Source organism: Streptomyces sp. NPDC059166, assembly GCF_042755185.1.
Classification (GTDB): Bacteria; Actinomycetota; Actinomycetes; order Streptomycetales; family Streptomycetaceae; genus Streptomyces.
The window spans coordinates 202,012-222,852 of the sequence record NZ_JBHZCI010000001.1; the positions used below are offsets into that span (position 1 = coordinate 202,012).

Annotated in this window: 15 protein-coding genes; 5 read left to right on the forward strand and 10 right to left on the reverse strand. The window is 67.1% G+C overall.

All coding sequences use genetic code 11. The annotated features are described in order from the left end of the window. Nucleotides 1–22: 22 nt before the first annotated feature. The 3 genes from ACFXOA_RS00940 (at nucleotide 23) to ACFXOA_RS00950 (ending at nucleotide 3,139) form a co-directional block, all read left to right on the forward strand. Nucleotides 23–1,120 (forward strand): ParA family protein, encoded by a 1,098-nt coding sequence (locus tag ACFXOA_RS00940; RefSeq protein WP_385020709.1) that lies wholly within the window; start codon nucleotides 23–25, stop codon nucleotides 1,118–1,120. Further along, nucleotides 1,117–2,217, forward strand: a complete 1,101-nt coding sequence (locus ACFXOA_RS00945) for a ParB/RepB/Spo0J family partition protein (protein WP_385020445.1) — start codon at nucleotides 1,117–1,119, stop codon at nucleotides 2,215–2,217. Before ACFXOA_RS00940 ends, ACFXOA_RS00945 begins: the two co-directional genes overlap by 4 nt. Before the next feature lie 304 nt (nucleotides 2,218–2,521). After that, nucleotides 2,522–3,139, forward strand: coding sequence for a GNAT family N-acetyltransferase (locus tag ACFXOA_RS00950; protein ID WP_385020448.1), 618 nt, complete (start codon nucleotides 2,522–2,524; stop codon nucleotides 3,137–3,139). 83 nt (nucleotides 3,140–3,222) lie between these two features. Here the strand turns inward: ACFXOA_RS00950 and trxA are convergent, their stop codons facing one another. From trxA to ACFXOA_RS00985, 7 genes are all read right to left on the reverse strand, one after another. Then, nucleotides 3,223–3,555: a thioredoxin gene (gene trxA / locus ACFXOA_RS00955; RefSeq protein ID WP_385020451.1), complete on the reverse strand. Its 333-nt coding sequence runs from the start codon at nucleotides 3,553–3,555 to the stop codon at nucleotides 3,223–3,225. Nucleotides 3,556–3,597: 42 nt separating this feature from the next. Further along, nucleotides 3,598–4,569 carry a thioredoxin-disulfide reductase gene (gene trxB / locus ACFXOA_RS00960; RefSeq protein ID WP_385020454.1) on the reverse strand — a complete coding sequence of 324 codons (972 nt, stop codon included), beginning with the start codon at nucleotides 4,567–4,569 and terminating at the stop codon, nucleotides 3,598–3,600. A 126-nt stretch (nucleotides 4,570–4,695) separates the two neighbouring features. Continuing rightward, nucleotides 4,696–4,899 (reverse strand): hypothetical protein, encoded by a 204-nt coding sequence (locus ACFXOA_RS00965; protein ID WP_385020457.1) that lies wholly within the window; start codon nucleotides 4,897–4,899, stop codon nucleotides 4,696–4,698. Nucleotides 4,900–5,606: 707 nt separating this feature from the next. Continuing rightward, nucleotides 5,607–6,317: an RNA polymerase sigma factor SigM gene (gene sigM / locus ACFXOA_RS00970; protein ID WP_385020460.1), complete on the reverse strand. Its 711-nt coding sequence runs from the start codon at nucleotides 6,315–6,317 to the stop codon at nucleotides 5,607–5,609. A 51-nt stretch (nucleotides 6,318–6,368) separates the two neighbouring features. Beyond that, a complete protein-coding gene (locus tag ACFXOA_RS00975) occupies nucleotides 6,369–8,069 on the reverse strand; it encodes a serine/threonine protein kinase (RefSeq protein WP_385020463.1) in 1,701 nt (566 codons plus the stop codon). A 130-nt stretch (nucleotides 8,070–8,199) separates the two neighbouring features. Continuing rightward, a complete protein-coding gene (murJ, locus tag ACFXOA_RS00980; protein ID WP_385020466.1) occupies nucleotides 8,200–10,353 on the reverse strand; it encodes a murein biosynthesis integral membrane protein MurJ in 2,154 nt (717 codons plus the stop codon). Between the two features lie 49 nt (nucleotides 10,354–10,402). Next, the gene (locus tag ACFXOA_RS00985; RefSeq protein ID WP_385020469.1) at nucleotides 10,403–12,700 is read right to left on the reverse strand and encodes a DUF6049 family protein; all 2,298 of its coding nucleotides are present in this window, start codon (nucleotides 12,698–12,700) and stop codon (nucleotides 10,403–10,405) included. A gap of 179 nt (nucleotides 12,701–12,879) precedes the next feature. Between ACFXOA_RS00985 and ACFXOA_RS00990 the strand changes: the two genes are divergently transcribed. Further along, nucleotides 12,880–14,322, forward strand: coding sequence for a CCA tRNA nucleotidyltransferase (locus ACFXOA_RS00990; RefSeq protein ID WP_385020472.1), 1,443 nt, complete (start codon nucleotides 12,880–12,882; stop codon nucleotides 14,320–14,322). 123 nt (nucleotides 14,323–14,445) lie between these two features. Here the strand turns inward: ACFXOA_RS00990 and ACFXOA_RS00995 are convergent, their stop codons facing one another. The 3 genes from ACFXOA_RS00995 to ACFXOA_RS01005 all read right to left on the reverse strand — a co-directional run bounded on the left by ACFXOA_RS00995 (nucleotide 14,446) and on the right by ACFXOA_RS01005 (nucleotide 17,670). Next, nucleotides 14,446–15,729, reverse strand: a complete 1,284-nt coding sequence (locus tag ACFXOA_RS00995) for an MFS transporter (protein WP_385020475.1) — start codon at nucleotides 15,727–15,729, stop codon at nucleotides 14,446–14,448. A 93-nt stretch (nucleotides 15,730–15,822) separates the two neighbouring features. Next, nucleotides 15,823–16,905, reverse strand: coding sequence for an inositol-3-phosphate synthase (locus tag ACFXOA_RS01000; protein ID WP_385020478.1), 1,083 nt, complete (start codon nucleotides 16,903–16,905; stop codon nucleotides 15,823–15,825). A 63-nt stretch (nucleotides 16,906–16,968) separates the two neighbouring features. Continuing rightward, entirely contained in the window at nucleotides 16,969–17,670 is a 702-nt protein-coding gene (locus ACFXOA_RS01005) for a helix-turn-helix transcriptional regulator (RefSeq protein ID WP_385020481.1), read from the reverse strand. A 384-nt stretch (nucleotides 17,671–18,054) separates the two neighbouring features. Between ACFXOA_RS01005 and ACFXOA_RS01010 the strand changes: the two genes are divergently transcribed. Continuing rightward, nucleotides 18,055–20,721 carry a transglycosylase domain-containing protein gene (locus tag ACFXOA_RS01010; protein ID WP_385020484.1) on the forward strand — a complete coding sequence of 889 codons (2,667 nt, stop codon included), beginning with the start codon at nucleotides 18,055–18,057 and terminating at the stop codon, nucleotides 20,719–20,721. The last annotated feature ends 120 nt before the right edge of the window (nucleotides 20,722–20,841 follow it).

A 20,841-nucleotide genomic window follows, 5' to 3' on the forward strand; every position in this document is an offset into this window, starting at 1 on the left:
GCTGGTTCACGACCCCGAAAGCATGGCAGGCTCTGTTCATTGCGAGCCTGAAGTCGAGGAGAGTGAATCCTTGCGGTCCGACGCCGACATCGCGGGACCGATGACCGATCCGGTCCCCGGTCCCCGTACCGAGTCCCTCGGGGACGGTGTTTCACGTGAAACACCGCCGCCTATGGACGACACACCCATTGGTCGCGCGGCTCAGCTGGCGGTCGAGGCCCTCGGCCGCGCCGGCGAGGGACTGCCACGACCGGACCGGACGCGCGTCATGGTCGTCGCCAACCAGAAGGGTGGCGTGGGGAAGACGACCTCGACGGTCAACATCGCCGCGTCACTCGCCCTGCACGGTGCGCGTGTCCTGGTGATCGACCTTGACCCGCAGGGGAACGCCTCCACGGCGTTGGGGATCGATCATCATGCCGAGGTCCCCTCCATCTACGACGTCCTGGTGGAGGGCATGCCGCTCTCCGAGGTCGTTCAGCCGGTCCCCGACGTGGAGGGCCTCTTCTGTGCCCCCGCGACCATCGACCTCGCCGGCGCGGAGATCGAGCTCGTGTCCCTGGTGGCGCGGGAGAGCAGGCTTCAGCGGGCGATTCAGGCCTATGACCAGCCGCTGGACTACATCCTCATCGACTGCCCTCCCTCTCTGGGACTCCTGACGGTCAATGCTCTTGTTGCCGGAGCCGAGGTACTCATTCCGATCCAGTGTGAGTACTACGCGCTGGAAGGGCTTGGTCAGCTGCTGCGAAACGTCGACCTGGTCCGGGGGCACCTGAACCCCGACCTTCACGTCTCGACGATTCTGCTCACCATGTACGACGGCCGGACGAGGCTCGCGTCGCAGGTCGCCGAGGAGGTGCGTAGTCACTTCGGCAAGGAGGTGCTGAGAACCAGCATCCCGCGTTCCGTGCGTATCTCGGAGGCGCCCAGCTACGGGCAGACCGTCCTGACATACGATCCGGGCTCCAGCGGTTCGTTGTCCTACCTCGAGGCGGCTCGTGAGATCGCGCTGAGGGGTGTAGGGGTGCACTACGAGGCCCAGCACGCCTCAACGGCGGGTGATCCCGCCCACACGGGCGTTCAGAACAGCCAGCAGAGCAATTCGGAGGGCATGCAGTGAGTGAGCGTCGTAGAGGGCTGGGGCGTGGACTCGGTGCGCTGATCCCCGCAGCCCCGCAGGAGAAGCAGGTCGCCGGTCCTGTACCCGGTTCGAATGCGGCGTCCGGGCCATCAGTGATGACGGCCGAGCGTGGGGTGGCGGCCGCGAAGCTTGCATCGCTGCCCTCCGGTGCGCTGGTTCCGGAGCCGAGCTCACCGGTAGGGGAGCCGGAAGGTGGGGCCGGGCAGCGGGATTCGGCCGGAGCGTATTTCGCCGAGATCCCGCTGGCGTCGATCACTCCCAACCCGAAGCAGCCTCGTGAAGTCTTCGACGAGGATGCCCTGGCAGAGCTCGTCACCTCTATCAAGGAGGTCGGACTCCTCCAGCCGGTGGTGGTGCGAAAGGTCGCTGACGACCGCTACGAGCTCATCATGGGTGAGCGCCGGTGGAGGGCGTGCGGTGAGGCGGGACTCGACCGGATCCCCGCCATCGTCCGGGCTACGGATGACGAGAAGCTGCTCCTGGACGCCCTCCTGGAGAACCTGCACAGGGCTCAGCTGAATCCCTTGGAGGAGGCAGCGGCTTACGACCAGCTGCTCAAGGACTTCAAGTGCACTCATGACCAGCTGGCTGACCGGATCGGGCGATCCCGCCCTCAGGTCTCGAACACCCTGCGTCTGCTGCGGCTCTCCCCGCCGGTACAGCGCAGGGTTGCGGCCGGAGTGCTTTCGGCGGGGCACGCGAGGGCTTTGCTGTCCGTTGATGACTCAGAGGAGCAGGACAGGCTGGCCCACCGGATCGTCGCTGAGGGACTCTCGGTGCGTGCCGTCGAGGAGATCGTGAATCTTCTCGGGTCCGAGCCCACGAGTTCCGCGAAGCCTCGCGGCCCCAGGGCAGGTGGCAGGGTCTCCCCGGCCCTGACCGATCTTGCCTCCCGTCTCTCCGACCGCTTCGAGACGCGCGTGAAGGTCGACCTGGGGCAGAAGAAGGGAAAGATCGTCGTCGAGTTCGCCTCGATGGAGGATCTGGACCGCATCCTCGGCAGCCTCGCCCCCGGTGAGGGACGCGTGCTGGAGCGGAGCATCGAAGAAGAGCAGGCGGAGGCGGACGAAGCCTGAGCGCGTCAGCCCTGAGGGCGGGCCGAGTTTCCGGAGATCTTCCCGGAACTCGGCCCGCCCTTTGCCGTCTCGCGGTATCCCCATCACCTCTGGGTGGATACGATGCGTTCTGGTGTGGCGTATCCACCACGTGATCCACCTCAGAGGAGGCGGGGGCCGTGCGATCAGTGAATCGCAGCCACCTGGTGACAGTCGGGTTGGGGATCGGTGCTGTCGGGGGGTTCGTAGGCAGCCTGTTCCGAGAACGGAGTGCGCTGGCAGCCGCGCGCGACGCGGCGGGCGATGGAAGTGAGGAACCGCCTACATGGGGCGTCGGCTTGTACCGCTCACCTTGGACAACCTTCCGGATCTCCCCGAGCGCTGCCGCACGTGTGCCTTCTGGGAACTTGATCCGGTCAGCGGGGAAGCCGCGGTAAAGGCCGGACGGTCCGGGCTCGAGAAGGAAGCTTGGATCTCCGCGGTACTCCTGGAGTGGGGTTCATGCGGGCGGGTCGTCTACGTCGACGATGTCCCCGCCGGGTTCGTGCTGTACGCGCCTCCGGCATACGTTCCCCGGTCCACTGCCTTTCCGACCAGTCCTGTATCCCCCGATGCCGTGCAGTTGATGACCGCGTTGATCCTGCCGGACTTCCAGGGGCAGGGGTTGGGCAGGGTGATGGTGCAGACGGTGGCCAAGGACTTGTTGCGGCGGGGATTCAAGGCGATCGAGGCATTCGGGGACGCTCGCTGGAAGGAGCCCGCGTGCCTGCTGCCCGCCGACCATCTGCTCGCGGTGGGGTTCAAGACGGTGCGACCTCATGCGGCACATCCCCGGCTACGGCTCGAGCTGCGTACGACGCTCTCCTGGAAGGAGGACGTCGAGCTGGCGTTGGACCGACTGCTGGGGGCCGTCCAGAAGGAGCCGGCACTGAGGCCCTTGTGAAGGCCGCGGTACGAGTCGATGACAATGTGAAACGGGCCCACCCTTGTCAAGGGTGGGCCCGTTTCACGTGAAACCGTCGGGTGCTACTTCTCGACGATGAAGCCCTCGAGGTCCCTGAGGATGGCGGCCTTCGGCTTGGCGCCGACGATGGTCTTGGCGACCTCGCCACCCTGGTACACGTTGAGCGTGGGGATGGACATCACGCCGTACTTCGCCGCGGTGGCCGGGTTCTCGTCGATGTTGAGCTTCACGATCTCGATCTCACCGTGCTCAGCCGCGATGGCTTCCAGCGAGGGCGCGATCTGACGGCACGGGCCGCACCAAGCGGCCCAGAAGTCCACCAGTACCGGCTTGTCGTTCTTCAGGACGTCCTCTTCGAAGGATGCGTCGGTTACGTTCTTCAGCGCGCCGGCCACGGCGGCCTCCTTAGCTGTGCAGGGGTGGGTTGAGGGATCAGGTCAGACTGCGGGGGTCTTCTCCGGCTCGGCAGGCTGCTCGTCGGAGAGCGCGGCCAGGAAGCGCTCGGCGTCCAGGGCAGCGGAGCAGCCGGTGCCGGCTGCGGTGATGGCCTGTCGGTAGGTGTGGTCGACCACGTCGCCGGCGCCGAACACACCCTTGAGGTTGGTGCGGGTGGAGGGTGCTTCGACCTTGAGGTAGCCCTCGTCGTCGAGGTCGAGCTGGCCCTTGAACAGCTCGGTGCGCGGGTCGTGGCCGACGGCGATGAAGAGGCCCGTCACCGGAAGCTCGGAGGTCTCACCGGTCTTGGTGTTGCGCAGGGTCAGGCTGGAGAGCTTCTGGTCTCCGTGGACCGTGGCGACCTCGCTGTCCCAGGCGAACTTGATCTTCGGGTCGGCGAAGGCGCGTTCCTGCATGGCCTTGGAGGCACGCAGGGAGTCACGACGGTGGACGATCGTGACGGACTTGGCGAACCGGGAAAGGAAGGTCGCCTCCTCCATGGCGGTGTCACCGCCACCGACCACGGCGATGTCCTGGTCCTTGAAGAAGAAGCCGTCACAGGTCGCGCACCAGGAGACGCCACGGCCGGAGAGAGCGTCCTCGTTGGGAAGTCCGAGCTTGCGGTGCTGTGATCCGGTGGTGACGATGACCGCCTTGGCCCGGTGCACCGTGCCCGCGGTGTCCGTGACCGTCTTGACGTCTCCGGTGAGATCGACGGACACCACATCGTCCGGGATGAGCTCGGCGCCGAACCGCTCGGCCTGGGCGCGCATGTTGTCCATGAGCTCAGGGCCCATGATTCCGTCCTGGAAGCCCGGGAAGTTCTCCACGTCGGTGGTGTTCATCAGCGCACCGCCGGCGGTGACCGCACCCTCGAACACCAGAGGCTTCAGCGACGCGCGAGCGGTGTACAGGGCTGCGGTGTAACCGGCCGGTCCGGAGCCGATGATGATCACATTACGGACGTCGCTCACGGGTTCTTCCTCGTCTCTGCAGACTGCCTACTGCCTACTGGGGTCGGTTCCACGACTCTCACCCCACCCAACGGATCCTACGGGGCATGCATTCCCGAATGGCCCGCGTGGATCCGGCCCGCGACGTCAGGGGCGGGCGTAGGAGTGCGTGAGCAGGAGGCGCCCCTTGGCCGTGACCGCGGAGTCCACACACGCCGCGTCCACGACATAGGCCTGCACACGCGCCGAGTCGGTCGTGTGGGGCAGGATCACGAGGAATGCGGCGGTGCCGTTGAACCTGCCCTGCTCCAGAGCCAGGGCGGGAACGTTCCGCCCTGTGCCCTTCTGCACACAGGGCGGAACATCGACGGCAGGTGCGTCGAGAGGGGCTGGGGGCGATGCGTTTTCAGGGGAGGCGAGATCCGGGGAGGATTTCGTTTTGAGAGAGGGCGTTCCGGTGCTGTGCCCAGCAGACTCGGAAGCCTCGTTCCTGCCCAGCAATGAGTGCACGCGTCCCTCCAGCGAGCCGTCCGCGTAATCGCTGGCCCCTCCCTTGTCGGCGCTGACTCCCTGGTCGGCTGCCGAGCTCGACGAGCTCTGGGGTGACTGGAAGGACTGGAGAAGGAGAACGCTCACTCCGACAGCGGCCGCGCCGAAGGCGGTTCCGAGGATGACCGTGCGCCGTCGGCGCCGCCCTGCGGGAATTCGCCCTGGGCCCGTTGCCCCGCGAGGCCGACCCCCGGGGCGATCGGCGCTCGAGGATTCCTGGCCTCGGCATGTTTCACGTGAAACAGAGAGAGTGGGCGTCGCGTCCGTGGCCGCTGGCTCTGCTGCGAGCGCTGCGTCGATACGATCAGCGACGTCGACTGGCATGGGTTCATGTGAGGCCGGGGCGCCGAGCAGGGAACGGATCTCCTCCAGGGACGCGTGTGTGTCACCACATTCTTCGCAGGTGGCGATGTGGCGCTGGACCGCTCCCTCACGTGAAGGAGCCAGAAGCCCCTCGATGAGCTCGGAGATTTCCGAGACGTCGGGGTGCTGAGCCGTGTCGGCCGATGTCATGCGAGCCCACCTCCACCCTTGATCGCGGCAGGATCGCCGAAGTCTGAGTCTCTTGGTCGTGACGGGGGTGGGACGGATGCGCTCTGCGCGCGGTTCCCCGTGTAGGAGCCGGGCTCGGTCCCGCCCTCAACGTCTCTGCTGCGTAGATGCGTCAGCAGAGGAAGTAGCTTCGCCCGTCCGCGCGCGCAGCGGCTCTTCACCGTGCCGGCGGGTACATCGAGAATCTCAGCCGCCTCTGCCACGGGGTAGGCCTGCATATCGACAAGGACCAAGGCGGCACGCTGTTCTGCGGGGAGGGTGGAGAGTGCTGCCACTAGCTCGCGGTGCAGGTCCTGCCGTTCGGCGGGAGCCTCGGCCGATTCGTGTGGGTCCATGAGCTGATCGAGCCGCTCGGCGTCGTCGACCGGAGCGGTCTTGCGCGAAGCGGCCTTTCTGGCCCTGTCGAGGCAGGCGTTGACGGTGATGCGGTGCAGCCATGTGGTGACAGCCGACTGGCCACGGAACGTGTGTGCCGCACGGAACGCCGAGATCAGCGCGTCCTGCACGGCGTCGGCGGCCTCTTCCCGGTCGCCGAGCGTGCGCAGTGCCACCGCCCAGAGCCGGTCGCGATGCCGTCGGACGAGCTCACCGAAGGCATCCGGATCCCCTTCGACGTGCCGGGCCAGAAGATCGTGGTCGCTGGTGTCGGCGAATCTGGAGTCGTCCAACGGTGAGCCCCCTCCCCTGGTGCCGTCAGCCGGCCGGTGCACTCGATGCCGTCAGCTGGTGACCTTGATATCCGAGATCTTGCCCCTGTAGTTACCCGAGTCACTCGGCGGCAGCTTCGTCAGCCAGACCAGAAGGTACCGCGCCTGTACGGGCTTGTCGGGCTTGAGGGACACCTTGGTGCCGGATCCCTGTGCGACGTCGGTGAATCCGGTGGGCATCTGAGGTACCGACGAGTCCTTTGTGGCCTTGAGCTCGACAGCGGTGGTGCCGCCGACGAAGGACACGTCGACCTTGCCTACCTGTTGCACCTTTCCAAGATCGAGCACGACGCCGACGCCCTCCTTGAGGCGCCCGAAGTCAGCGCTGAAGTAGCCGTCCGTGCTCCAGTACGAGCTCGTGTCCCCGTCGTAGACGTTGCTTATGGAGGCAGGCTTCTCGGAGCCGTCGGACCCGAGTGGGTCGTAGTCCTGTGCGCCCATGATGGAGATCGGCTTGCTCGGCTCGAAGGCGTTGTTGTCGTCCCCGGCCTTTTCCTCCGTTTTCGTCCGGGTCGGCGTCGGGTCCCCGGAGTCATGGCTGCGGTCGAGCACCGTTTCGGCCAGTTGCCAGCTACCGAGGCCGAGAGCCGCGATGAGCAGTGCGGACACCGCCCACTTCAGGGCCTTGCCGGTGCGGCTCTGGAGGGGTGCCGGCGGGGCCGTGATAACGGGCTGGGTGGCTGAGGTGGGACGCGTGGACGGGCGCCCGTACGTGCCCTGCTGGTACGTCGTGCGCTGGTACTCAGGCGGTGCGCTGTAGGCCGGCTCAGGGGGAAGGATGCGCGGCATGGCCGCGACGGCCTTCGCGAGCTCGTCCGGTGTGGTGCACGGCTGCTCCTGGCGGGACGCGGTGGCTCCGTCGTTGGCGAGGGCACGCATGGCCAGCTCGGAGAGACCGCGATGCACGCCGGCCCGGACCTGGTCCGGGGGGATCAGCCCGAGGTCCTTGGGGAGACCCGTCAGACCGTAGGCGTCGCTCTCGTAGGGCCAGCGACGAGTCAGCGCCGCGTAGAGGAGCGCACCGATCGCCTCGGTGTCCGTACGCAGGGGCTGGTCGGCGGTGATACCACGGAGGGCCGCGTTCACAGCCAGCCCGCGGATCCGGTACTGCCCGGTCGAACTGCGCAGCACGGCTCCGGGAGTCAGACGAAGATGGGCCAGTCCTTCGCGGTGGGCGGCAGCCATCGCCTGGGAGATCTGACTCACCAGCTGGTAGGCGTCGTGGGCCTCCAGTGGTCCCGCGGCCAGCAGAGCCGTGAGTTCGGTGGCATCGGGGAGCCATTCGTGGACGACGTAGACGAGGTCGCCCTCCTCGACGGCGTCCAGGACCTGGACGAACCGCGGATCACCGAGCAGGGCCGAGGAACGAGCCGCTGCGAGAACGGAGCGGGCGCGGGGGTGGTCGGCGGTCAGGAGATGCACGCCGACCGCTCGTCGCAACTTCTCGTCGACGGCACGCCAGCTGCTGAATCCGTCCAGTCGGGTGACGCACTCCTCGAGGCGATAGCGTCTGGCCAGCTTGTGGCCACTGTGCAGATCGGGAGCGGCCGGGACGGCGCCGGAGGCGTCCCCGACCGCCTCCTCGGGTCCTGAGCCCTCGGAATCCGGGGTTTGTGCCGTCCCGTCGGTCGTGGCCGCGTCCGCCTTGGCGGTCAGCGGCTCGTCGCCGCTGTTGTCGGCCACGTCGACAGCAGCCGTGCTACGTTCCGCCACCGTCGTTCCTGCCTCCCCATCCGTTGCGCGATGCCAGCCAGCTCTGCACAGTCACGCCAATTGTGCCCACACTCCGGCGCTATGCACGACACGCGGTGTCCAGCGATGGTTGTGCGGCTCGGAGCGTTGTTCAGCGTCCGAGACGACCTCGGACCATGCCGACCATGCCGTTGAGTTCCTCGATACGCATCTTCTTCGCAGCGACGAAGAAGACGCCCAGCAGGACGACACTGCCGCAGACCAGCGCCACCACGGATCCTCCTGCCCCGTCACCGAGCGCCTTCAGCAGTGCGAACCCCACACCGCCGCCGATCGCCGCCGCGGGGACCGCCGCCAGGCAGAGCCGGGCGTAGGTACGGACGACGCGAGCGCCGTCCAGATCTCCGCCGAGGCGGTTGCTCAGCCGCCGCCAAGCGATACCGACGCCCACTGCGTAGGCGAGACCGTAGGAAGCCGCCATTCCGACGACTGCCCACTGGGCCGGAAGAATCACATAGCAGAGGGCGGAAGCCGCAGCATTGACCGCTGCGACGATGACCGTGTTGTAGAACGGCGTGCGGGTGTCCTCGTACGCGTAGAACCCGCGCAGGACCACGTACTGAACGGAGTAAGGGATCAGGCCGAGACCGAACGCCATCAGGATGAAGCCCATGGACCGCGCGGCCTCGGTGCCACTCGAGGCGTAGAGCAGGGTGCACATCGGCAGGCCGAGAGCCAGGAAGGTGAAGGCGACCGGGACGATGGCGACGGCGGAGTTGCGCAGACCCTGCGAGATGTCGTCCCGCACGGCGCCCGGGTCGTTGTCGTGTGCGGCGCGGGAGATGCGCGGAAGCAGGGCGGCCATCACGGACACCGTGATGATGGCCTGAGGCATGCCCCAGATCAGCTGGGAGTTGGAGTAGGCCAGGAAACCGGAGCCGTCCTTGCCCGCGAGCTTGCCGGCCGAGGTCGACAACTGAGTGACCACCAGCACGCCTGCCTGATTCGCGAGGACGAAAAGCACTGTCCACTTCGCGAGTCTGACGGTCTTCCCGAGCCCGTGCCCCCGCCAGTCAAAGCGGGGACGGAAGCGGAAGCCTGCCTCACGGAGATACGGGATCATCGCCAGGGCCTGGACCACCAGGCCGAGCAGGGTGCCGATACCCAGCAGCCGCACGCCGTCCGGCGGGATAGTCTCCACGCCCATCCGGGACTCGGCCGAGGTTCCGTAGACCCAGATGAACATGCCGAAAGTGAAGATCATGACGATGTTGTTGAGGACCGGGGTCCACATCATCGCGCCGAACTTTCCGCGGGCGTTGAGGATCTGTCCCATCACCACGTGGATGCCCATGAAGAAGATGGTGGGCAGGCAGTAGCGGGCGAAGGTCACGGCCACTGTGTTCGCCGCCGGATCGTTGGCGATCGGGCTCGACATGAGGTGGACCAGTTGGGGGGCCGCGAACACCGCGATGGTGACGATCAGGCCGAGCGCCACCATGACGAGCGTCAGCAGCCGGTTGGCGTACGCCTCACCACCGTCCTCGTCATCCTTCATGGAACGGACGAGCTGCGGCACGAACACCGAGTTGAGCCCACCGCCCACGGTGAGGATGTAGATCATCGTCGGCAGGGTGTAGGCGATGGTGAAGCTGTCGCCGAGCAGTGCGGCGCCGAGGGCAGCCGTGATCACCAGGCTGCGGATGAAGCCGGTGAGCCGCGAGACCAGGGTGCCCGCGGCCATCAGGGCGCTGGACTTCAGTATCCCGGCGGCCTTGCCACCCGACTTCGGGGGCACCGGTGCCGCAGTGGGCTCGGCAGTGGGTTCAGGGGCCTTGCCGGAGTTCTCCTGGTCACGGAAGAGGTGAGCGAAGGCGTCCTGGTCCCCACGGTCGTCCGCTGCCTGCGAGACCAAGTCGTCCACTCCGACGTACTGGGTGGTCCCGGCGTCGTCCCCGTAGGGAAGGTGCCGGGAAGGGCCTGCGGGCTCCGGTGGCGGCGTCTGAGCCCAGATGCGGGGGTCCGGGGCGTGCTGGGCGGCCGGAGGCTGCTGGTACAGCCCCTGAGGCTCTGGGTAGGTGCCTGGAGGAGGAGGTGGGTGTGAGGCACGGTCGTACAGTGCTTCCGCCACCGGATCCTGCGCTGCCAGATCCTGGGATCGGTACGGATCGTGGTCGTAGGCATGCTGAAGGTAGGGATCAGGCGCGTCCCCGGCCTGGCCGGCGCCGGGAGGCATCGGCGGATCGCTGGACCACCCAGCTCCGCCCGCGCCCTGGCCGCGGTCACCGTCGTACGGCGCGTTCATCGAAACCCCACCTCATTGTCCCCGGCCGACCGGCCCTGACAGACATCGCTCAACGGTCCACTTTCTCACCCGGGACCGAAGGGTCACCGCTTTCCGGACCGGTGTCCGGTGTCGGGTCACTCGGCTGCTCGGGTTCACCGCCGTCGCCTTCCGCCGACCCGCCGGCGACCGTGCGCTTGCGATGGGTGTACATCCTGATGCCCGCCAGTACCAGCAGCAGAAGTCCGCCCGCGATCACCAACAGGACGGTGGGTGTCACCTCGGACGCCTTCACGGTGAAGGTCATCTCCTCACCGTAGGGAACCCCGTCGGCGGTGAAGAGCCGTGCTTTGACCTGTGCCTGCCCGTTGGCGTTGGCCGAGGCGTCGAACTTCACGGACTGGCTGTGTCCGCCGGCGATCTCGATGGGCTGCTCGGCGACGGCCTTGCCGTCGTTGAGCTTGAGGCGGGTGGCATTGCCCGAGGTCAGACGGAGAACCAGATGATCCACACCCTGGACCAGCTTGTTCTGGACGGTGACGGGGATGGTCGCGCTGCGGCCGGACAGGGTCACGTCCGACTTGGTGATGAGCTGGACCTCGTTGGAAAGGCCCTGCAGATAGGTCCGGACCGAATCACGGTACTGCTGGGCTTCCAGCGCCTGTCCACGCCAGGAGGTCGACACCGCGCGATTGATGGCGTTCCCGAAAGGGGTCACGACCCGGTCGGGCTGGGTGAGGATCACCTGGAAGCTGTCGAGGGAGTCCTGCGTCGTCCGGATGTCCTGGAACGCCTGGGTAGGCAGTTCCTGGCTGCGTAGCTGCTTGGGATACCGGGAGGCCCGGGGGACCTTGGTGGTGGCCCCTGTGTCGGGCTTCTCCTCGGCTGCCTCCGTGAGGTCGATCGGCTGGGTCCAGTGCTCGGTGCTGAGCGCCCGCAGTGCGCGTGCCATGCTCTGGGCCTGGGCGGCGCTGGGAGTCCGCTGCGGCGCGACGACGATGCTGCGCTCCTTGTCGGGAGCCTGCTCGGTCAGGGTCAGCGTCTGCGCCAGGAATTTCTGGACGGCGAGAGTGGATGCCCCGGCCTTGGACATGTCTCCGGTGAAGGCGGTGGAGAGCCGGTAGTCCGATACGACGGCGGTGGTGCCGCCACCGATCGGGCGGGCAGAGGTCGGGGTGTAGGGCAACCCGCCGATGTCCTTGAGGCTGTCGCTCCGGGCGATCACCTTGTGCGCTCCGGCGGAGGTGGCGACGTCGACCACGGAAGGGTCGATGGCACCGTCCACCGGCCATGCGAAGTCCGTCGACGGTTTCACGTGGAGAACTGTCTCCACCGTGGGCGCGGCGACTTCGGTCGCGGTCTGCAGGTGACCGAGGGCACCCGGCACGTTCTTGCCCCGATGGGCGATCGAGGCGAGATCGGGGTCGGCGAACGGCAGGGCCACCACCTTCCGGTCCTTCACAGCCGCCTGCAGATCCGAGAGCCACTTCTTGGCGATGGCCTGGTTCTTGCCCGCGACCGTCGTGTCCCCGGACTTGACGCGATAGTTCCTCGTCATCGCGTCGACGGAGGCAAGCAGGTCCGGGTCGATCACCCAGGTCACGGGCAGTTGCCGACCGAGCGAGACCATCTGTTCCAGTCGACCGCCCGGAGCGAGTTCGAGTGCCAGGTCGTCGTCCGCGAAGACCGGGGTCTGCTGCTCGTCGGAGCCGGTCTCGGCGGTGACATGTGCCGATGCGATGAGCGGCCACAGAAAGGTGAGTTTGGTCTTGCTCTCCGAGTCCTCCGGCTGCCACGGAAGGAACGTCCGCTGGATGCCCAGCACCTGGTCGTACGCGTAGTCCGAGGTCTGGCCGGTGAGCGACACCCCGAGTTGGTACACGCCTTCCGCCCCCAGATCGAGCTTGTCGACCGGTACGGCGAGGGTGAAGTCCTGGCTGACTCCGGGGGCGAGCCTGGGGACCTTCACGGTGTACGAGCCGCCGAGCTTGGCCGGGTCGCTGCCCGGCTGGTACCCGGTGCGCTCGGCTGCCTCGTCGACCTGGCCCCTTCCGGAGAGCCGCGGGCCGACGCGCAGGTCGACCTCGCCGTCCGTGACAGCCTTCCCGCCTCGGTTGGTCAGCGTTCCGGAGACGGTGAGCGTGTCCCCCTCGACCGGTGCGCTGGGGGCGAGGGTGTCCAGGGACACATCGACCGTCCGGGATCCGGTGGGTGTCTTCGCCGGTTCTCCGGCCTGGGCCGAGAGTGCTGCGGGACCGGCCAGGAGGCCGGCGATCAGCGGTGCCCCGACGATGAGGGAGGCCGTGCGCCGGAGCCACCGGCGGGCAGGGGAGGGATTCATCCCCTGAAAGTCTGCCGCCTCGGCCACGCGTATCCGTCCCTCGTCGTCGTCGGCTGGTACCGGTCGTGCCGGTCTCTGCGTCCCCGCATGGTAACGATGTGTCCGACGGCTGAGTGCCGGGGACCGTGTCACATGATCGGGAGAGTCTCGCAGGGGCGGGGAAACGATGACGACGGGGCCGGTCGGGGCACGTACCCTTTTCTGTTGTGCCGAACGCCAACGAAGACAGCCCCCGTGACCTGAGTCAGGTGCAGCACCGCGCAGCCAGTGATCTGCTGCAGGTCGCTCCTGTAGCCGACGATCTCGCCCGCCGATTCCAGGAGGCCGGATTCGGTCTGGCCCTGGTCGGAGGGTCTGTCCGGGATTCGTTGCTCGGCAGGCTCGGTAACGACCTGGACTTCACGACCGACGCCCGGCCCGAGGACGTCCTGAAGATCGTCCGGCCCTGGGCCGATTCGGTCTGGGAGGTCGGCATCGCCTTCGGTACCGTCGGCTCGCAGAAGGACGGCTACCAGATCGAGGTCACCACCTACCGGTCGGAGGCCTACGACCGGAGCTCGCGCAAGCCCGAGGTGTCCTACGGCGACTCGATCGAGGAAGACCTCGTCCGTCGCGACTTCACCGTCAACGCGATGGCCGTCGCGCTGCCGCAGAAGGAGTTCATCGATCCTCACGGAGGCCGCGACGATCTCGCCCGGCGCGTGCTGCGGACGCCGGGTACTCCCGAGGACTCCTTCTCCGACGACCCACTGCGCATGCTCCGCGCCGCACGGTTCGCGGCACAGCTGGACTTCGAGGTGGCTCCCGAGGTGGTCCAGGCCATGACGGACATGGCGGGACGCATCGAGATCGTCTCGGCCGAGCGCGTACGTGAGGAGCTCAACAAGCTGCTGCTGTCAGATCACCCCCGCAAGGGACTGGGGCTCCTCGTGGAGACCGGCCTGGCTGACCGCGTGCTGCCCGAGCTTCCCGCGCTTCGGTTGGAGCGTGACGAGCATCACCGCCACAAGGATGTCTATGAGCACTCGCTGACCGTTCTTGAGCAGGCCATCGACTTGGAACAGGACGGCCCGGACCTCGTGCTGCGCCTGGCGGCCCTCCTCCATGACGTCGGCAAGCCGAGGACGCGCCGCTTCGAGAAGGACGGCCGAGTCTCGTTCCACCACCACGAGGTGGTCGGAGCGAAGATGGCGCGGAAGCGCATGACCGAGCTCAAGTACTCCAACGAGATGATCAAGGACGTCTCGAAGCTGGTGGAGCTGCATCTGCGCTTCCACGGGTACGGCGACGGCGAATGGACCGACTCCGCTGTGCGCAGGTACGTCCGGGACGCGGGCCCTCTCCTCGACCGGCTCCACAAGCTGACGCGTTCCGACTGCACGACACGGAACAAGCGCAAGGCGAGCGCCCTGTCGCGCACCTACGACAGCCTGGAGGAGCGCATCGCGCAGCTGCAGGAGCAGGAGGAGCTGGACGCCATCCGGCCCGACCTGGACGGCAACGAGATCATGCAGATCCTCGGCGTGGGACCAGGACCCGTGATCGGCAAGGCCTACGCGTTCCTGCTGGAGCTCCGCCTGGAGAACGGGCCGCTGGAGCGGGACACGGCGACCGCCGCGCTCAAGGACTGGTGGGCAGGGCAGAACTGATCCGCGAGGGCCTGGGCACAGGTCTGCGGCGGAGGGAAACGCGCACTGTTTCACGTGAAACAGTGCGCGTCTGACCGAAGCGGGAGAGCGTGGGAGCGCTGTTTCACGTGAAACAGCGCCCCCTCACTCTGTGACGTCGGCCCGTGAGGTGCCTGCGTGCCGATGGCGGAGCATCGCCACCGAGACCACGGCATAGAGAACTGCTACAGCACCCACCACCACAACGGATCTGCCGTCAGGGGGAAGCGCCAAGGCGGACATCGCGGCGGCCGCCACGAAGGCGACGTTGAACAGCATGTCGTAGAGGGAGAAGACCCGGCCGCGGTACGCGTCGTCCACGGAGGTCTGAACCTCGGTGTCGGCCGCGATCTTGGCGCCTTGCGTGACAAGCCCGAGGACGAAGGCGGCAGCGAGCATGGGAACGGGGGCGAACGGCAGCCCCAGGGCCGGCTCCAGTACGGCCGCGATCCCGGAGCATCCGGCCAGCCATCCCCATCGCCCCCAGCGTCCGACGGCCCAGGGGGAGGCGAGTGCGGCCACGAAGAACCCAGCGGCTGATGCGCCCAGGGCCAGTCCGAGGAGCGCCAGGCCGTCGGACTCGGCGTCCGACCAGGCGTATCGGCACAACATGAGCACCATCACGGTCAGTGCCCCGTAACAGAAGCGGAGCACCGCCATGGCGGCCAGTGCATACGCCGCGTCCCGGCGCTCGGCCAGATGACGCAATCCCGCGACGAGACCTCGTGCGGTGGTGGTGAGAGCTTCCGAGAGCGGCACATGGTGCTCGGCTCGATCGGGTCCGAGGAGCGTGCGGGGCAGGCCCAGGGAGGTCATGGCTGACAGCAGGTAGAGGAGCGCCCCCAGGAGCACCACCGCGGCGTCGGATCCGTCCGTCAGCAGTCCAACTGCCAGGGCCAGGCCACCACCCGCGGTCGCGGCGAGCGTTCCGGCCGTCGGGGAGACGGAGTTGGCGAGGACGAGCCGTTCGGTGTCGACGACCCGGGGCAGAGCAGCGGAGAGTCCCGCCAGTACGAACCGGTTGACGGCGGTGACACAGAGGGCGGAGGCGTAGAACAGCCAGTCCGGGACGGAGCTCAGGAGCAACAGGGCCGTGCAGGAGGCAAGAGACGCGCGTAGCAGGTTCCCGTACAGAAAGACCTGGCGACGCGGCCAGCGGTCGAGCAGAACCCCCGCGAACGGGCCGATCAGTGAGTACGGGAGAAGCAGAACCGCCATCGCCGAGGCGATGGCTCCTGGTGTCGTCTGGTTCTCGGGTGAGAAGACGACGTACGTGGCGAGCGCGACCTGGTAGACGCCGTCGGCCGACTGTGAGAGCAGTCGTACGGCGAGCAGGCGACGGAAGTACCGAAGGCGCAGGAGTACGCGCAGATCACGCACGACAGGCATGTGTGCAAGGGTCACACATGCGGGGGGCCTCCGGGCGTATTGCCCAGGGACCCCCCGCAGGGTGAAGCGTCACTCGCGGAACGAGCGGCTGGATCAGCGCTCGACGTCGCCGGCGATGAACTTCTCGACGTTGGCGCGGGCCTCGTCGTCGAAGTACTGGACCGGCGGGGACTTCATGAAGTACGAGGAGGCCGACAGGATCGGGCCACCGATGCCGCGGTCCTTGGCGATCTTCGCCGCACGCACGGCGTCGATGATGACACCGGCGGAGTTCGGGGAGTCCCAGACCTCGAGCTTGTACTCAAGGTTCAGGGGGACGTCGCCGAAGGCACGACCCTCGAGGCGCACGTAAGCCCACTTGCGGTCGTCCAGCCAGGCCACGTAGTCCGAGGGGCCGATGTGGACGTTGTCCGCACCGAGCTCACGGTCACGGATCTGCGAGGTGACGGCCTGCGTCTTGGAGATCTTCTTGGACTCCAGGCGCTCACGCTCGAGCATGTTCTTGAAGTCCATGTTGCCGCCGACGTTCAGCTGCATCGTGCGGTCCAGGATGACGCCGCGGTCCTCGAAGAGCTTCGCCATCACACGGTGCGTGATGGTGGCGCCCACCTGGGACTTGATGTCGTCGCCGACGATCGGGACGCCGGCCTCGGTGAACTTGTCCGCCCACTCCTTGGTGCCGGCGATGAAGACCGGGAGGGCGTTGACGAAGGCGACCTTGGCGTCGATCGCGCACTGTGCGTAGAACTTGGCGGCGACCTCGGAGCCCACCGGCAGGTAGCAGACGAGGACGTCGACCTGCTTGTCCTTGAGGATCTGGACGACGTCGACCGGGGCGTCCGCGGACTCCTCGATCGTCTCGCGGTAGTACTTGCCCAGTCCGTCGTGCGTGTGGCCGCGCTGGACGGTCACGCCGGTGCTCGGGACGTCAGCGATCTTGATGGTGTTGTTCTCGCTGGCGCCGATCGCGTCCGCGAGGTCGAGGCCGACCTTCTTCGCGTCGACGTCGAAGGCGGCGACGAACTCGACGTCGCTCACGTGGTAGTCGCCGAACTGGACGTGCATCAGACCGGGCACCTTGCCGGCCGGATCGGCGTCCTTGTAGTACTCGACGCCCTGCACCAGCGAGGCGGCGCAGTTGCCCACGCCGACGATGGCTACGCGAACCGAACCCATGCCGATTGCTCCCTGTGTGTTCTCGGTGTTTCCCCGACGGCGCCCTGAGGGGTCGTGGGGGTGTCACTTGGTGTCGTCGGACGGATCCGGCCGGGTGTCGTCCCGGTGCCGGGGCAGGCCGCCCGTCTCTCCTGATGTGTCGTGCTGAGTTGAGCCCTCGGGCGAGGATCGTCGCTGATCCCGTCCCGACCGCTCGCTCTCGATGAGCTCGTTCAGCCAGCGCACTTCGCGCTCCACGGACTCCATGCCGTGTCGCTGCAGCTCAAGCGTGTAGTCATCGAGTCGTTCACGGGTGCGGGCGAGGGAGGCGCGCATCTTCTCGAGACGCTCCTCCAGCCTGCTGCGGCGCCCTTCGAGGACGCGCATACGCACATCGCGTTCCGTCTGCCCGAAGAAGGCGAAGCGAGCCGCGAAGTGCTCGTCCTCCCAGGCATCCGGGCCGGTGTGCGAGAGCAACTCCTCGAAGTGCTCCTTACCTTCCGCCGTCAACCGGTAGACGATCTTCGCCCGGCGTCCGGCCAGTGAGGACGAGGGAGCGACCCCCCGGCTCGGGCTGCTGGGTGGTGCCGGAACGCTCCCCGGCTCCTCGATCAACCAGCCGTTGGCGACCAGCGTCTTGAGGCAGGGGTAGAGGGTGCCGTAGCTGAAGGCACGGAAGATCCCCAGCGAGGTGTTGAGGCGCTTCCGCAACTCGTACCCGTGCATGGGGGACTCGCGGAGCAGGCCGAGTACGGCGAATTCGAGGATGCCGGAGCGTCTGCTCATCTTCGCCTCCTCCTTCGACCAGGCCTCCGCGGGCCGTCGGCCCACCTTATGTCGTGCTGATGTATCGACTCGATACATCAGCACGATAGATCGACTCCCCATGTTCGACAAGGGGGCGCTTCGTGAGCGGCGTCACATCCCCGATTCATAGGGAGCGACTTGCGTCATTTGGGGTGAAGTTCGGTCCCTGGAGGTTTTTGACCGTGCGTAGTCTGTGCGGCATGCAGACCACCGGGAACCGTGAGGCGCCGCCGTGCGTCAGTAATCGCGGACTGCCGGATGTATCGCGGGTGAGCCTTCCGCAGGGCTTGTCCGTAATTCGGGGGGACCGGATCTCAACTGCCGCTTCCAGGCGCTCTCGCCTGCCCGAGGAGTAGTCGTTCGATGAGCGAGCACCGTCGCAAAGCGCCGCAACCGCAAGGTGGCGGGCGTGCCGCGGCCAGACGAGCCGCCCAGCAGTCTGCCGGACGCAGAGTCCCGCAGTCACGCAGGGCGACACAGGAATCACCCTCCGGAACTCATGGCGAGGAGCCGGTGTACGGCGGTAGGGCCGAGGCCCGGCGTGCCGCGCAGCGCGGAGGGGGCCGGCGGCGAGGAGCCGGCGGTCACGATGACCGGGGGCCCGTGAACTCCGGCAAGAAGCGCTTCATCGACTACCCGCGGGCCGGCAAGTACGGCTTCCGGCGCTGGGTCCCTTCCTGGAAGCTCGTCTCCGGCCTCTGCCTGGGGTTCCTCGGCGTCATGATGGGCGCCGCCGGCATCGCGTACGCGCTGGTGGTGCCGCCCGAGCCGAAGGACCTCGCCACCGCGCAGAACAACGTCTACTACTGGGCCGACGACACCCAGATGGTCGCCACGGGTGGTTCCGTCAACCGGCAGTCGCTCGATTACGCCCAGATTCCCAAGGAGATGCGGAACGCCGTCATCTCGGCCGAGAACAAGTCGTTCGAGACCGACCGCGGCATCGACCCCATGGGTATCGGCCGTGCCTTCTGGAACATGGCGAAGGGGGGCGAGACGCAGGGTGGTTCGACGATCACGCAGCAGTACGTGAAGAACTCCTTCCTCTCGCAGGAACAGACGCTGAGCCGGAAGATCAAGGAACTCTTCATCACGCTGAAGGTCGGCGAGACGGTGCCCAAGCCTGATGTCATGGAGGGCTACCTCAACGTCTCCTACTACGGGCGGAGCGCCTCCGGACTCCAGGCCGCGGCACGGACGTACTACAACAAGGACGCTTCCGAGCTGAACGCGAGCGAGTGCGCCTTCCTGGCGACGCTGCTCAAGGGCGCGAGCTACTACGACCCCGCTGGGGCTCCCGAGGTCGACTCGGTGAACGCGACCGCGGCGAAGAACCTTGAGCGCGCCAAGAAGCGCTGGCGCTGGATCCTCGACGAAGAGGTGAAGGACGGCCGGCTCAGCGCGACCGAGCGGGCGAAGTACACCGAGTTCCCCATGCCGGATCCGCCGAAGAAGGATGCCAAGCTCGGCGGGCAGACCGGGTACCTCGTCGACCTCGCGACGAAGTACTTCCTCGCGCACAACGACAGGAACGTCACCGAGAAGGAGCTCGCCCGGGGCGGCTACGAGATCCACACGACCTTCGACAAGAAGAAGGTCAAGCAGCTTGAGCAGTCGATCAAGAAGGTGTACGACGCCAAGATCGACACGAAGAAGCGACCCGACCTGGACACGCACGTCCAGTTCGGTGGTGCGTCCGTGGACACCAAGACGGGTGCCATCGTCGCGACGTACGGCGGGGCGGACGCCACGAAGCACTACACCAACAACGCCGACGCGACGGGCGCACAGGTCGGCTCGACCTTCAAGCCGTTCGTCCTGGCGGCGGCGATGCAGTACGGGAAGCGCGATCCCAAGCTCGGCCCCGAGCAGAGCGAGTCGGAACGCACCCCCGTCTCGCCGAAGAGCGTCTACAACGGCGACAACAAGCTCAAGATCAACCTCTACAACGGCGAGGTCTGGCAGAACAAGGAGGGCAAGGAGTGGCTGCAGACCAATGACGGTGACCACAGCTACGGCGACATCGACCTCCGCTACGCCATGCAGCAATCGGCCAACTCCCCGTACGTCCAGCTCGGCATGGACGTCGGAACCGACAAGGTGAAGCAGGCCGCCATCGCCGCGGGACTGCGCGACGACGACTACATGGCGGACGCGAGCGTCCCCTCGTTCTCCATCGGTACCTCGTCCCCGAGCGCCATCCGGATGGCGGGCTCGTACGCGACCTTCGCGACCAGCGGCAAGCAGCAGGAACCCTTCTCGGTCACCGAGGTCAAGCACGACGGTGAGGTCATCTACCAGCACAAGACGGTCACCAAGAGGGCCTTTCCCAGTGCAGTCGCGGACAACGTGACCGACGTGCTGAAGAACGTCGTCGAGCGAGGCACGGGTACCCCCGCCAAGATTCCGGGCCGTGACGTGGCCGGCAAGACGGGTACCACGGACGGCAACAAGTCGGCCTGGTTCGTCGGGTACACCCGCCAGTACTCGACCGCGGTGAGCATGTTCCGCATGGACGACAACGAGAAGAACAAGAACCGCAAGTTCCTCGAGATGTACGGCACCGGTGGGGAGAAGAGCATCCACGGTGCCTCGTTCCCCGCGCAGATCTGGCACGACTACATGGTTCAGGCCGTCGAGGGCACCGAGGTCGAGGCCTTCCCGAAGCCGGAGCCGATCGGTGACACGGTCTACGGCGGTGGCGCGGTCAGCCCCAGCCCGACCCCGAGCCCCACACCGTCGCCCACCGAATCCAGCGAGCCGCCGCCTTCGCCTTCGCCCACACCGTCGTCCCCGTCCCCCACACCGAGCGAGTCGTGCGCGCCGCTCGACTGGGAGTGCAGGAACAACCAGAACGGCGGGAACAGCAACGGCAACAACAACGGAGGGGCCAACGACGGTTCTTCCGACGGCGGCACCGATACCGGGACCACGGACGGCGGTAGCGATTCCGGGACCACGGACGGTCAGACGGACGGTCAGACGGAAGGCAACGACAGCCGGGGTACCGGCTTCATCGGCGGCACCTAGCCGCCGGTCGGGCCGGAGTGGTGGACAGCGGTCCCCCTCCGGCCCGGACCCCGTCAGCCGACGTCCTGACACCACCGGGGGCCGGTCGACACCTCTCAGGGTGCCGACCGGCCCCCGACG